General features: G+C 40.4%; 10 protein-coding genes. All 10 read right to left on the bottom strand.

Annotation, left to right across the window (positions count from 1 at the left end):
- Nucleotides 1–34: 34 nt before the first annotated feature.
- The gene (locus BMY16_RS15510; protein WP_170836060.1) at nucleotides 35–739 is read right to left on the bottom strand and encodes a phage regulatory protein/antirepressor Ant; all 705 of its coding nucleotides are present in this window, start codon (nucleotides 737–739) and stop codon (nucleotides 35–37) included.
- Nucleotides 740–1,026: 287 nt separating this feature from the next.
- Complete coding sequence (locus BMY16_RS08905; protein WP_091841768.1) at nucleotides 1,027–2,307, bottom strand: hypothetical protein; 1,281 nt, start codon at nucleotides 2,305–2,307, stop codon at nucleotides 1,027–1,029.
- 349 nt (nucleotides 2,308–2,656) lie between these two features.
- Nucleotides 2,657–6,148 carry a type I restriction endonuclease subunit R gene (locus tag BMY16_RS08895; protein WP_091841765.1) on the bottom strand — a complete coding sequence of 1,164 codons (3,492 nt, stop codon included), beginning with the start codon at nucleotides 6,146–6,148 and terminating at the stop codon, nucleotides 2,657–2,659.
- A 15-nt stretch (nucleotides 6,149–6,163) separates the two neighbouring features.
- Nucleotides 6,164–6,880 carry an RloB family protein gene (locus tag BMY16_RS08890; protein WP_091841763.1) on the bottom strand — a complete coding sequence of 239 codons (717 nt, stop codon included), beginning with the start codon at nucleotides 6,878–6,880 and terminating at the stop codon, nucleotides 6,164–6,166.
- Nucleotides 6,881–6,882: 2 nt separating this feature from the next.
- Nucleotides 6,883–8,163, bottom strand: a complete 1,281-nt coding sequence (locus BMY16_RS08885; protein ID WP_091841761.1) for an AAA family ATPase — start codon at nucleotides 8,161–8,163, stop codon at nucleotides 6,883–6,885.
- Nucleotides 8,164–8,402: 239 nt separating this feature from the next.
- Nucleotides 8,403–10,385: an NACHT domain-containing protein gene (locus BMY16_RS08880; RefSeq protein WP_091841760.1), complete on the bottom strand. Its 1,983-nt coding sequence runs from the start codon at nucleotides 10,383–10,385 to the stop codon at nucleotides 8,403–8,405.
- 12 nt (nucleotides 10,386–10,397) lie between these two features.
- Nucleotides 10,398–11,468: a restriction endonuclease subunit S gene (locus BMY16_RS15505; protein WP_091841758.1), complete on the bottom strand. Its 1,071-nt coding sequence runs from the start codon at nucleotides 11,466–11,468 to the stop codon at nucleotides 10,398–10,400.
- Nucleotides 11,458–13,020: a type I restriction-modification system subunit M gene (locus BMY16_RS08870; protein ID WP_091841756.1), complete on the bottom strand. Its 1,563-nt coding sequence runs from the start codon at nucleotides 13,018–13,020 to the stop codon at nucleotides 11,458–11,460. The genes BMY16_RS15505 and BMY16_RS08870 overlap by 11 nt, the downstream gene beginning before the upstream one ends.
- Before the next feature lie 2 nt (nucleotides 13,021–13,022).
- On the bottom strand, nucleotides 13,023–13,790 hold the full coding sequence (locus BMY16_RS08865; RefSeq protein ID WP_091841755.1) for a DUF2971 domain-containing protein: 768 nt from the start codon (nucleotides 13,788–13,790) through the stop codon (nucleotides 13,023–13,025).
- Between the two features lie 456 nt (nucleotides 13,791–14,246).
- A complete protein-coding gene (locus BMY16_RS08860; RefSeq protein ID WP_091841753.1) occupies nucleotides 14,247–14,471 on the bottom strand; it encodes a DUF4248 domain-containing protein in 225 nt (74 codons plus the stop codon).
- Nucleotides 14,472–14,499 lie beyond the last annotated feature (28 nt).

Here is a 14,499-nt window from a genome sequence, read left to right as displayed (position 1 = left end):
TCTTTTTGATTTCCTAAAGCTCAATGCTTAAAGCTTAAAGCTCAATTAAATCATTAATAAACTCCCGTCCTTTCTCCGTCCAGACGAGCCTCGACTGCGTCTTACGCTGTCCGTTGCGCCCATGATAGATGAAACTTCGGTTTTCCGCAAGCCCCCGATGCAGATAGTCCGGAGTAAGTTGCCACTGTCCGTGTCCCCAGCGGATGACACCTTTGTCAGCAAGAAACGAGTTCAGATCTCGTCCATCCATTCCGAAAGGTTTGCCTACCTCTGTTGGAGTGTAGCAGTTGTCGCTATACTTGTTCAGGTCGTCGAGCTCCTCACCAATAATCACGTCTGCCTCGTTAAGCACTTCCTCATCGTTGGCAGCGATCAACTTGATCTCATGCGAAATCATCTTGGCCATCCGTTCGTGCTCCAGCTCTTCCCATCTCAGCACCAACTTGGCGCGCGCCTCATCATTAAACTTCGTGGCGATGTAGAGACACTCCGTTTTATTGAGCACATAACAAGGAACTTCTTTCGTTCCACCATTAGGCAACTGGTAGATTCTTGACGAGAGCTCAAATTTGAGCCCTTGTACTTTTTCCCATGCAGGCTCCATGTTTCTGATGTCTCGCATCAGGTTCTTGTGTTGCTTCCCTGTGAGTTCTGCAATCTCCAGCGAAGTCATGTGTTGCTGTGCAGACTCAGAGTTCTGAGTTGTCTGCGACGCAATTGATACAACTGTTGTTTTCATAATAATGTTTGTTTAACGTCGCCCCCTTTCAGGCGACCTTTATGTGAATAATTATTTTTAATATTGTACGTATCAGAATTTCAAGGAACGCCGTGATTTCTCGAATCACACTGCAAAGGTAGAATCCGATTATCCGACTGAGCAATAAATTTCCATCCGATTATTATCGGATAATCAGAATCTCTCAGAACCCCAATAAACAAAGGAAAGAAATTTTGAAACAAAAAAAATCCGATTGGACCGAAATGCCCCAATCGGATGAAATTATCGGATTTTGATAGGAATCCTTAACCTCTTACATACTCACAAATCCAGTCAAAGTAAGGCTCATCCTTCCCCTGCCCCAGATAATTGGCTATCGAATCCGGAATCTTTTCAATCTGAGATATTTTCGGAGCAAGAGCATTATAGCTTACGCTCGTAATCCCGGCATCCTTCATGGCACCAATAATCTTACACTCCAGTTTGTCTCTTTTGCTCCTGATTCTCCAGTCCTGAGTGATAGCTTTCCCCCATTCTGAATCCAACAGTTCATTCAGCAACTGCTCAATGTAACTTAACTTGAATCTTCTATCGGTTATCACCTTCTCACTCCAGAAACGCTCCATTTTCACCGTAATACTCTTCACAATGGCAAAGTGATGATTATCCTTAGACAGAGGCATGTATTGAGGTAGATGCCTTGCCAACTCGGGGTTCAGCTTTACCATATCCTGATGAATCAAGCTGAGTGTGATGTCAAACTTAAACAGCGCCAGCAGCCCCTCCTTCGACAACTTATTAAAACAGCTGCAAACGAATCGACCATAGCCTTCATAATCTACTAGCATCAGGCAGTCAACCCACGTGATATACCTGTTCATCATTGCATACAGATTGGTCAGCTCTTCCGTCATCTCGGTACCTACAGGCAGATCGGCCACAAAGCTCTCTATATCCAAGCCCCTCTTCTCCGAAACTTTCAGCCGCTTGTCGTGACTTATCACTCTCGATAGAAGGAACTCATACAAAGCCTCATTCTGCCTTGCCTTCAGAATGGGGATAGACAATTCCCGCTGTTCTATCCGCCAGTTCAGATAAGCCTTCCTGATAGGCCCGTCACTAAATTTGTCTCTACACGAAAAATAAAACTGAGCATACTTATCCGACGGAATCACACCCATCATCGCCTCGATATCCCCAAGAAGTTGGTTCATCTCTTCGAGACCACTCTCAATCAAATCAAGGAAATCCCGTACCACCTTAACCTCGCGCTTCCCTACGCCAAAAGTAACGTCAATACTCTCCATCGTCACGTTGCCATACTTCTCGAGAGCCTTCTCAAGAAAACCGTCCTTAATGGATTTCACTGCAAAGTGCTGAGTCCAGAAATCGCTGTCGAACGAATCGCTGATGACGCCTTGTGCAAGACTCTCCTTACAAGCCTTCAACAACTTATTGTTGTCGTACGTCAACTTAGTAATCATCATTGCTCTTCTTACAGTAACGTCTACCGAGCCCGAATCCTTCACGATGTTATAGGCATCAAGAGCTTCGTAAAGCAGCAGAACATCATCCATCACAGCCATACCTCACCTCCCTTCTCAGTCATAGGTAAGGCACTGTTAGTAAATCTCAAAATGTTTTTGGTCACTCGGGAACTTGCACGATCCGCGTCGAGGGTTCCCATGCATTGGAGCCAGTTCGCTCCATTTTTTAGTTCTTTCATATTGTTGTAATTAATTAAATTGGTGGACTTATCGTCCATTCAGTTTATGGAGCCACAAAGGTATAATTTTTTCAGAATACAACAAAGCCTTTTCCCAAGAAAATTTTCGGCTGTATCAAATATTGTTAAACTTGCACATCCGGTTTGCAGGATCCACATAAAAGCAGTACCTTTGCGGTTTTTCAAATACGTATCTGCGTAGTTTTGTATCAAGCTACAGAGTATCTGAAAACTTCATCATCTTGCAAATCTGGTCGTTGGGTCACGTTTCTAACATAGTCGCGAATCAAGTGGCGCCATTCATTACCCTTCATACTGAAATATTTTTCTTGGAACTCTTTCTGACATTCCACAACGATATTCATGATGGTTGTTCCGTCATAAAGTTCCATCATATTATGTATTAAGACGCGAACATCATTATCGTCCTCTACATCTTCCAGCACTGATCCAGGAGGAATAAGTCTGGCCTCTTGTGCACCATATCTTGATAAAAATCTTTTGGTTACCTTCCTTTCTGATTCCATATTAGGTTCACCAGCAGTAAAGGCTGCAATCAGATTTATCTGCTTAGCAACATCCTCGAGATCAGCTCCCTTATCCTCACTCTCAGCCTTTTCGTATTTCTTGAAGTTCTCTGCCTGTTCAAATATCTCTTTGAACACATCGTCCTGAGGTACAGGAGGATAGCCGTGTTCTGCAAGAATCAGAATCAAGTCCATCTGGAGCTCAGCCTTTATGTCAGTACGATTAGCCCAGTCAGTATATTTTGACTTGTCGTCAATCATCTTCTTTACATCGGCCGAAAGTGCCAGCAGTTTATCCTCAGGATACTCGAATCCAAATTTATGGGCAATCTCCTTCAGGATATCATAGAAAGCTTTCTCCTCGTAAGATATTCCTAAATCCTTGAATGATTTCTTTTCCTTGTTCACCTCCTTCAAGAGTTCGGCCATCTGCTTGGCAACCTCGTCAAGTACCTCTTGGGCAAATATGGCATTATCGCTACGATCGTTATATTTCTCTACCAGCGAGTTCAAACGCTTGGTAAAGTCAACGCCCTTCATCTTATTCACCTTCTTGAACTCATTGATGACTGTGCGGAGCAGTTTCTCCATCAACTTAACCTTGGTGTTGGGCATATCCAACTTTTCGAGTCTGGTCATATAGTCCTCACTCAGCAGGTCGAGGTCTTTTGAATTGACATTCACCTGAGCCACCTCTTCTACCCCATCAGCCTGCAAGGCTTTTTCCAGCATCTGACTCACCTTGCGATTCATCTGTGTCACATCAGGCGCATTACCCTTTGTCAACTTAATGATAATGGAGCGCACACCTGTAAAGAAATGGATATTCTCTCTATCCTCGTCTGTTATATCATCATGATTAGAGCAGATATTGAAAGCCGACTTCAGTTTCTTGACATGACCCATGAACAGATTCTGAGTCTTTTCTGTACTCTGGATAAACTCAGCAGCACGCTTCAAACACTCCAGTTGTTCTAATGGGGTGCCAGTAGTAAACTTAGAATAATCAAACTGAGCAAACAAACGCTTCAAGATGTCAAGCTCATCCTTGACCATTGTTAGCGACTTTTCGATAGTTTCAATATTCTCGCCCAGGTCTCCACCACCAGCATATTGTTTCAGAGCATTATTCATGTTGCTCTTGATGCCTAAATAGTCAACTACCAAGCCCTTATCCTTACCTTCATATACGCGATTTACACGCGATATAGTTTGGATCAAAGTGTGCTTCTGCAAAGGTTTATCAATATACATGGTGTCGAGACAAGGTGCATCGAAACCCGTAATCCACATATCCACCACGATAGCAATCTTGAAGTCGGAATCTGGATCTTTAAATTTCAAATCCAGTTTCTTTCTATCTTCGTCAGTACCCAAGAGGTCATAAAGCTTCTGCTCGTCATCCTTGGATCGGGTCATCACCATCTTGATGCGCTCTTCTTCCCATTCAGGACGCAAGGCGATTATCTGCTTATACAGATCGTATGCTATCTGACGGCTGGAGCAAACAAACATTGCCTTACCACAAACGGTACTACCTTCCTCTATACGCTTCTCGTAATGCTCTACAAAATCCTTTGCTACCACAGCCAGTCGCTGAGGATCGCCAAGAATCCTGTTCATCTGAGTTACGGCCTTTTTACTCTCCTCTATCTGATACTCGTTGGCACCTTCTTCTTCACACTTCTTGTAGTAGTTCTCAATCTCCTGCAGTTGTTTACTATCAGCAAACACCTTAGCAGCACGACCTTCGTAAACTATCCTACGTGTAATACCATCAGCCACCGATTCTGTCATCGAATACGAATCCACCACATCACCAAACACATCGATGGTGGCATCGATAGGCGTACCTGTAAAGCCCACGTATGTAGCATTGGGCAGCGAGTCGTGCAGATACTTAGCAAAACCATAACTACGCTTTACGCCAGTATCTGTAATCTTCACATTTTGTTCCACATTGGCCTGCGAACGATGGGCCTCATCAGAGATACAGATAATGTTGGCACGTTCTGACAGCAAATCAGTATCCTCTGAGAATTTCTGTATCGTAGTCAGGAATACGCCTCCGCTCCTTCTGCCTCTAAGCAGTTCACCAAGCTCTCTGCGAGTCTCAACATTGACAACAGTCTCGTCGCCAATAAACTGCTTGGCATTCAGGAATTGGCCCGACAGTTGGTCGTCAAGGTCGGTACGGTCTGTAATCAGCACGATGGTTGGTGAGGCCAGATGGCGACTACGCATCAGCATGCGAGTCAAGAAGAGCATCGTTAAGCTCTTACCACATCCAGTAGCGCCAAAATAGGTTCCACCTTTACCATCACCAAGCACATTGATATGAGAGTGCTCCAAGATATTCTCATAGAGCCTATGGGTAGCGAAGAATTGCGGATAGCGGCAAACTATCTTCAGTTCATTCTTTGAATTATCTGGGAAGAATACAAAATCCTTGATGACGCTCAGCAGTCGTTCCTTACGGAACAATCCTTCCATCATCGTATGCAGCGTATCAATACCATCGCCAGGCCTATCAGTTCGCTCAATCTTACGCCAGGCATAGAAGAAGTCGTAGTCAGCAAACAGCGCACCATATTTATTGTTTACGCCATCGCTGATTACAACAAAAGCGTTATAGCGGAACAATTCGGGGATATCCCTACGATAGCGCACAGTCAACTGCGTATAGGCATTCATGATGGTAGCATCGGTCTTGACGGCACTCTTAAACTCCAGCACCACTACTGGCAGACCGTTTACATATACGATACCATCAGGGATGCGCTTTTGTGTGCCCTTTATCTCCAACTGGTTCACTACCTTGTAGATATTATTATCTACATTCTCAAAATCTATCACCTCAACGAACAAATCGGGCTTCGAAGCATCTTCGCGCTTGATGGCAAAGCCCTCGGTCATCAGTCTGTAGGTCTGTGCATTCTGCACATAGAATGGTGCGCCGTTATCAGCCGTCAACTTGGCTATTACGCGCTCCACCTCCATTGGCGTAATTCCTTCCTTGCTGTATCTGTCCATCAGATACATCCGCAAGTCATCGCGCAGCAGCACCTCCGACAATTCCTTATGGATTGTCTCACCATTCACGTAGCTGTAGCCTTGTTGCTCAAACAGCTCCATGATGGCCATTTCCAGACTGTGTTCGTTGAAGTTTGACATAGGCGTTATACTTTATTATTTGAATACCTTATATACATACGAGTAGGATTGGTTCTCCAAATCTCCAGATGCTTCCGCAGTCTTGATATTATTTTCTGCCCGTTTTATTGCAGTATCCAGTTTACCATTCGAACAGAGATTCTTCACCCAAGTAGAATCTTTTAGATATTTAGCTTTTTTCAACAACTGCTTAAGACCTTTTGATGGGTCAGGAAAACAGGGCTTTATATATGGTGCCAACCGACCAGATACAGCAGGGTAGTTTCTTAGAAGACCAGTATAATCTTCGAAGTGTAACAAAAACCAATATTCAATGCTTGGCATACTTGGACATATTGCTACACGACCATTTGAGATTTCCGTTTTGAACAGCTTCTCAAAATCTTCATGTTTCTTCAACTTAGCCTCATCACCAAATATGGTGTCCCAATCAAACACACAAAATATCTTAGCATCCACATTTGTATCCAATATTTCTCTTATCCTTTTGGGAAATGCTTCCGTATAGTTCGACTCGTCAGCAAAATACTTTGGCTTTATATTGAACTTAAAATCCGTTGTGTCGTTGATATGAGTAAAATAATAGCGTTCTGTATTAGTGCCGCCACTGATAAGAAACGGATACAGCGGTCCCATCTCCCTTGTACCCTCGTCCTTTTCAGGCGAAGGTGCAGGTACAGCTTCAAAATATTGTTGCTGTTTGATGTCCTCGGCTAACTCTCTTTCTTTCATAACTATTTCATTGTGGCACCAAAACGCTTATTGCGATACGCCTCCCTGATAGATGACAAACGATTAACCCCCCTAAAATCCGTCAACTTATACAAATCGGTCACACCAGCCTTGTCCTTTTCAGTGAACCATACCGAGTCTTTCCTTATCAAGTCGTCCACTAAATCCAACAAACCATCATTATGGGTTGTGACAAGAAGCTGTGATCTTGATTGAGTCCTCAGATACTCAAACAAAATCTTTTCTAACAACTTTGGATGCAACGAAGTTTCAATCTCATCAATAGCAAGAAACGCATTAGCTTGGATTACATTAAATAATGCAGCTTCCAGGCCAAAAGTCCGTAAAGTTCCTCTGGATTCTTCATCGTAATCCGAACTCAATACATATGACTCTATTCCTCTTTCGTTTTCTACCGTATGTTCAAAATTTGTTCTGAAACGGTTATTTAAATCTTCTTTGGCTTTCATTTCCTCTTTTGCTTTAATCTGGGCAGCAGTCTTGAGGAGTTGTTTCATTAACTCCTCTTTTGTTGGGCTTATCTTATCTGTCTTAATGTCTGATATATTGAAATCTGCTTCTTTAAGGAAATTAAGTATGTATTTTGTCAGCTGATCATTTTCTGAAGTATTACGTTGAGCATATTTTGTCAAATCCAACTGAGGGAATATTGTTTGTGCAATTTTAGTTTTCATCCATTCCTTGGCAGCATCAATCAGAGGAATACTTGCATTTACCTGATTACGTGCTGCAAAAAATGACATATTCTTTAAGCAATTAACCATAATACTCTCCTTTACAATATTGCTGACTTTCAAGGCTGAGCCAAAACTAATAGAAGACTGATCACCATCTAACTTCCTGTCAAACAATAGAGTTGGTTGGGTACTCTTGTAATAGTACAATTTTTCCATATAAACCAGATGTTCATCTAATTCTAGCTGATACCAATATTTGGTATTATCTACATAAAATATCAACTCAATAGATGAAGGTTCGTTTTGTGTCTGCTTATCAAACTTGAATGGAATACTACCAGTTTCTTCATATACATCTATTGGTTTATAAAACCAAAAATCATACAAGAAATCAAACACGCTTAGCAGATTTGACTTACCAGAAGCATTATAGCCATACACAATAGCAAAGCGCAGCAGCCTTGTGTTCTCATTAATTTGCACCACTTGAGAGTCTTCTGCAAACTTATCATTACTTGCCTCGAAACTGAACTTCACTTCATCCTTAAACGAAAGAAAGTTCTTGATTTTAATTTCCTGTATCATAATTCCCTATGTCTTATCTGCCGCAAATATACTATTAAAATTCTATTAAATATCATTTTATCCCAAAAATCTGCATTATTTTTGCAATTTTTCGTAATAGAACCCCAAACTCTATCAATATATATCTTTAAAAACACAGTCAATGCAGACAGCTATCCGCTATTTTACACTCATCGTTAAAGCACAATAAATAGTGCTCCGGCATCGTCTCGTATTGTGGTTGTATCATAACCCTTTTTTCACTTTGGTAACAAATCTAATTGATTCTTACTAATTTCTATTTCTTTTTTGATTTTCTCTGTTTCAGATATTACTGCATTATAATCAAAGTAATATGAGTACAATTGACGATTCCCATCTGATAGTAAAGAATTTATTAATTGAAAAAGACTAATATCATTATCTCCAGACAAAACATCAATTTTATAAATCATATTTTCTTTATAAAGGTTTTTATCTATCTTCTCTGGTTTTCTTGTATTTTTGGTAAATAGTTCTGGACGTTTTATTAATATAAGCCTTGACAGATAACAATACTTGCTATTCTCCTGTTTTTGGAATCCTAATATGACGAAATCATCATAATATCCATAACTTGTTCCAAACCATCTATCATCTTTTACATTTTTATAGAAAAAAGATAGTTCCTGCTTACCTCTTCCTTTTCTCTTAAAAAATGAATAATTGGTAATTCCAGTTAGACAAAAGGGAAATAAGAGAGCGATACGAGCTTCTAACAACTCTTTATCAACATTATTATACAATTTAGGATAATGTTTATTGCGGTACGCTATGAATTTTTCCAATAATGGAAGTGTTATGTTCTTTGAGAATCCCTTGTAATCTATATCGTAATATATATCCAACATATTGATATATTTATAATAATCCTCGCTATTATAAATGCTTGTTAATATTGTATCTTGTTTCTCTTTTGCATCTTCAGCAATAAATCGAGCAGCAAAATATTCCATTAATGATTTATGGCTCCATTTATACTCAGTTCCATCTTTTGAAAATAGAGGGACTGAAGTCATTAAATCTTTCAGGAAGTCTGATTCGCCAAAATTCAAATTACCACAAAAAGTCTTTGCCCTCTTAATGGAGTCAAGAATTGTATCCTTGCCAAATTGAACACCTATACTAATCAGACATTCATATCCGACAAACCTCAAAACTCGGTTAAAATCATCTATATCCAATCCGGAACGTTTTTCGTGTGGCTTTTGACCTTGCGCTAACTTATGGGAGTTAAATAATGCATCATAAACCTGTCGATAAAATTGATGCTTCTTAAGAGGAATTTCTGCCTTATAATTGAATGCAATATATAACAAAGAAACCAGTAAAGGGTTCACCAAATATTCATCAATAGAATCATATTTTCCAGTTTTAAGTTCTTTTATTAACTCTTCTGATATTTTCTTTTGATTACTTATATCATATTTAGTTAGCAATTCAAAAGCTTCTTTTTTTGCTAATGGCTGAACTTTAAATGACTGAAAGTCTCCAAAACTCGCCAAGCTATCTTCTGGTCTGGAAGACAAAATATAATAGTTTTTTGTGCCAGCTTTTGAAATAAAAGACTGAATATCCTGAATTACGTAGTTCCTATCAGCAATAGATATCTCATCGTAGCCATCTAAAAAGAAAATAAAACCACCAGTTTGGATAAGTTTAAAAAGCAAATTAGTATCAAACTTTTTGGATAACGAATCCATTTCTTCTTGAATTTCTATAAGAATAGAACGATTTTTATTAAGTCTATTCAGTTCAACAAAAATGGGTATTCCAACTTCATTTAAACCTTTGTCTATCAAATCAATGAACATGTATTTCAGAATCGTTGACTTACCCATACCAGCAGTATCTGTAATTAATAATTTCTTATACTTCTTAATCAATTCTGTTGGTAACCGATTTATTATCGTAGTATCACCCTCACTTTCAAAACGATTATATTTTACTAATGATTGCGTGACATAAATATCTTTAAGTTGGAATTGAGAATTAGGAATAGCAAGTACATTGATACAACTATACTTTTCATATGTCCGTTCTAAATACTCCTGAAAATGTTCCGCAGTTGGAATCATTTTCTCATTATACTCATCTTTGCACCACACCACAAACTGTTTAATCTTAGGAGTAATTAATTCAACAACGATCTTCTCTACTAAAGGTTTGGCTGCTGTTGCTATTGCTGCTGTTTCTAAGACCATATTATTTCTTTTTTATTGCCCCATCTTCGCCAAAAGCAAAGACTGTAATTCTGTTAGTTTCTCGTTTTCTTGCTCTGTTATTGATTGGTGATGATGTATGACAGTCATCTCCTTTTCAAATTCAGCTAATAAACCTATTGGTGGCATCAAAGATTCCATCATGTGAACATCATTTCGATTCAATGTTGGTACAGCAGCAAAACCCGATACCGTTTTACCTAATTCCAATTCTTTCAGTTTGTAATAAACAAAGAAAGGAGGTGTATTCTTAAAGTCTTTAACCCACAACGTCGTATTGAGGGGCCAGCATTGCTTATCTACATAAAAGACCTCCCCTATTGTGCCACTTCGCCCAGTAACGACACATGGCGGTTCTACTTTATACGCGTTATGATATTCAGTAATGCCCGTAGATGCATAGATGGGATAAACACCTTCTGTCCTTTCTTGGCTTGGTAAATCAAATCCACGTTGTAATTCAAACAAATCCCCAATCGTTCCCATTTCCCAACCTTCAGGCAGGTTTTCTTTGTCGATGCCATCAACAAACATTTTGCGGTAGAGGGCTTGGGCTGTGGCTTCGAGTTTCTCAATCATCTGCTCATTCAGACGAATGCGACGGGATAGCGTTTCGTATTCCTCCACGATTTCACGCTGACGATCAATATCTGGTAAAGGAAGATAAACTCCACACATCTCCTCATACTCGAAGAACTCGTGAGCACTTCCATGTGACCTGAATCTGGCATAACGGTCAAAGTCAGAACGCTTATACCACATCAAGAGATATTTGGGATTCAGTTTCTCTTCATCTTTAATTCGAAATACCTGATAGGCAGAAGAAACAGTACAATCTGGTCCTTCACGATAAGCTATAGATATCTTTTCGCCATTACGAGTCGTTGCTCTATTATAAGCAAAGTAACCTCGACGCACAATCTTGTCAGCAGCAGAATTCTCCGCTACTTGACGAGGGTCTTGGAAATATTTCTCGTTGCAAATACCTTGCGACAATTTGATTTCCAATTTACTATTGCGCTCGTCAATAGGCTCTATATAATCTCCTAATCTCTTATATTCCATAGCCCAACTTTGCAAAGAGTTCTTTCAGTTGCTTTTTACTCTCTTCTTCCTGTACTAACAAGTCACGAAGATCAGACTGAATCTGCTTCATCTTTCCGTCATAATCGATTTCCTCAGCAGTTCCTTTGAACTCAATGTACTTGCTCGGAACCAGGCTCCAGCCTTTAGCTTCAATTTCTTCTGTAGTTGCAGAATAGCAATAACCAGCCTCGTTATGATAGTTTTCTTCGTAACCATCTCTCTGCCAGTTGTGGAAGTTTTGAGCCACCTGTTGTATCTGGTCTACAGGGAATTGAACATACTTCTTTTCAAAAGGTTCTCCCCAAAGTCGCAGGTCGACGAAAAGCACCTCGTTCTCGCGATTGCGATACTTCACCATCTTGCCATTCTGCTCGACAGTACGAGCTTTCTTGTTATTGTTCATAATCCACAGTGTCACACTAATATCTGTAGAGTAGAACATCTTGTGTGGAAGAATCACAATGGCCTCTACAATATGGTTCTGAATAAGCTGCTTGCGGATAGCCAACTCTGTGCCATCGCCACTTAATGCGCCATTGGCCAACAAGAAGCCAGCAGTACCGTTAGCAGAGAGTTTGCTGACGATGTTCAGAATCCAACCATAGTTGGCATTGCTGGTAGGAGGTGTGTCATACCCCATCCAACGGGGATCATCCACCAACTCATTATCTGCTCGCCAGTCCTTCTGATTGAAGGGAGGATTGGCCATGATGAAGTCGGCATTCAGGTCCTTATGCTGGTCATTATGGAAGGTGTCAGCAGCCATTTCACCCAGATTACAGGCAATACCACGAATAGCCAGGTTCATCTTCGCCAGCTTATACGTGGTGTTGGTATATTCCTGACCATAGACTGAGATGTCGCGCTTGTTACCATGATGGGCCTCGATAAACTTCATGCTCTGCACAAACATACCGCCAGAACCACAACAGGGGTCGTAAATCTTGCCACGATAGGGCTCAATCATCTCTGCTATCAGGTTTACAATGGTCTTTGGCGTATAGTATTCTCCTTTACCCTTACCCTCTGCAATAGCAAACTTGCCTAAGAAGTACTCATACACACGCCCCATCAGATCGTGCTCAGGGTCTTTCAGCGTATCAATCTTATTGATCTCGTCGAGCAAGGCAGCTAACTTGGTACGATCGAGCGACAGACCAGCATAGTAGTTGCTGGGTAAGGCACCCTTCAGCGATGGGTTGCTATCCTCTACCTTTGCCAATGCCTTGTCTATCTTGATGGAAATATCGTTCTGCTTGGCATTCTCAATCAGGAAATCCCAACGGCTCTCAGGTTCCAGATAGAATACATTCTTAGCGTTATAGAAAACGGGATTATCAGCAAACTGCTCCTTGCCATCAGCCACCAGTTCATTCCTACGCTCAGTAAAACGATCGTAGGCATACTTCAGGAAGATAAGACTCAGCACCACGTGCTTATACTCCGATGGCTCCACAGAGCCTCGCAGCTTATTCGCTGATTCCCACAGCGTTTCTTCAATCGATTTTTCTTTTATCTGTTTCTTTGCCATATTTAGTTTATTTGTTCTTCCTTCAGCCTGAAGGCATCAGGATCTATTGTCATTTGATATATCTTGATGTTAGGATTGCACTTACGGGCAATTGTGATTATTTTTTCTTTATCGGCTTCGTCGATTTTGATTCCCAAGTACAGCGATTCAAAACATTCACCTCCAATTTTAGGATACGCACGAACTTCTTTCCAGTCAGTTATTTCGCCTTCTTGGGGGGTATACGGAAGAGACATCGGAATAAATGCTAAAGAAGGATCAATTAATATCAATCTTACTTCGCGCTCATGCTCCCAAACTTTTGCTTTTGTCGATAATTGATAACGATAATAGTCTTTCGCATCATGGAAATAATCAGGTTTCTCGATGATGTCCTTATATTGGACTTCCATATCAAAAGCCCCGATAAACACATTGCAATGTATACGGGAAAGATATTGGTCGGCTTTTTCCATATCGATACCTATGCATACACCTTTATGGTTGCCATAATAGCTCCACATCAGCAAGGAATCGTGCAATTTAGAAAGACTACAAACCCATGCCTTATCTCTCAATAATTCATAATGGTTTGATTCAACGGCTATAACATCTTCTTTATCCCAATATTTAGTCCTTTCTTTGGGGACTTGAGAAAAATCTATCAGACTGGGATGACAGTCAAAGGGGTCGTTCAAACGTGTAGAGTTAGTGAACTGAAGATTGCTGTAATTTAGCATCTTCATTCCACCATCAGCATCAAGATATTTATATAGTTTGTTAGCGACCATCCTTGGCTTTGATTAATTAGGTGCAAAGATAATAAATCCCCTTTAGACTTCCAAATTATTCGCCTAAAAAGTTCATTTGCAACAGGAATTGATGGGGTTCTTGAAAGATTTGTGGTCATTAAGGTCATTGGTCATTAAGGTCATTAAGGATTTTAAGATTGGAGGGGGGAATATTATATCATATAAATATATAAATTATAATTTATATATTTATATGAGCATATTCGGCCCCCGAAAAGCTTAATGACACTCGTGACACATGACACACATGACACATAAAAGACACAATTTACGTAAAAATATACAACAAAATAACCTCAATAAAAATATTGTTGCGCGGCGGTGCGTAGTAAAGCATGATTTTAGTCAAAGTAAAGCAGGAGATTACTCCGACTAAACTCTGACTTTACTCCGAGTAATCTTTTTACAGGCTCAGGACCCGGAAAAAAGGCACCCTTACGGGCGCCCTAAATATTGGTAAATAATGTTGACCTCTGATGGTAGGTAGGTGCGACGCTTCTGATGAGCAAACCCTGAAAGTTCGGGGTAATCCTCAAGCAGAGACCTGAATTTAAGCCATGCTGAACGAGGCAGAATAGACGGGAAATAGGCTTGCGCCAACTCCATGCGGCCCATCGAAGGCTGAGAATTAGTACATAATGACTGTTGTTGTTTGTTCATAATCGTATTATCAGATTTATCTTGTATG

It is taken from the genome of Prevotella sp. ne3005 (assembly GCF_900110085.1).
Classification (GTDB): Bacteria; Bacteroidota; Bacteroidia; order Bacteroidales; family Bacteroidaceae; genus Prevotella.
This window is presented reverse-complemented; position numbering and strand designations above follow the sequence as displayed.

Bases quoted from the DNA above. Each gene is read 5' to 3' on its own strand.
- BMY16_RS08905 (WP_091841768.1), bottom strand. From the start codon at position 2,307: ATGGCTGTGATGGATGATGTTCTGCTGCTTTACGAAGCTCTTGATGCC.
- BMY16_RS15510 (WP_170836060.1), bottom strand. From the start codon at position 739: ATGAAAACAACAGTTGTATCAATTGCGTCGCAGACAACTCAGAACTCT.
- BMY16_RS08870 (WP_091841756.1), bottom strand. From the start codon at position 13,020: ATGGCAAAGAAACAGATAAAAGAAAAATCGATTGAAGAAACGCTGTGG.
- BMY16_RS15505 (WP_091841758.1), bottom strand. From the start codon at position 11,468: ATGGAATATAAGAGATTAGGAGATTATATAGAGCCTATTGACGAGCGC.
- BMY16_RS08860 (WP_091841753.1), bottom strand. From the start codon at position 14,471: ATGAACAAACAACAACAGTCATTATGTACTAATTCTCAGCCTTCGATG.
- BMY16_RS08890 (WP_091841763.1), bottom strand. From the start codon at position 6,880: ATGAAAGAAAGAGAGTTAGCCGAGGACATCAAACAGCAACAATATTTT.
- BMY16_RS08895 (WP_091841765.1), bottom strand. From the start codon at position 6,148: ATGTCAAACTTCAACGAACACAGTCTGGAAATGGCCATCATGGAGCTG.
- BMY16_RS08885 (WP_091841761.1), bottom strand. From the start codon at position 8,163: ATGATACAGGAAATTAAAATCAAGAACTTTCTTTCGTTTAAGGATGAA.
- BMY16_RS08865 (WP_091841755.1), bottom strand. From the start codon at position 13,790: ATGGTCGCTAACAAACTATATAAATATCTTGATGCTGATGGTGGAATG.
- BMY16_RS08880 (WP_091841760.1), bottom strand. From the start codon at position 10,385: ATGGTCTTAGAAACAGCAGCAATAGCAACAGCAGCCAAACCTTTAGTA.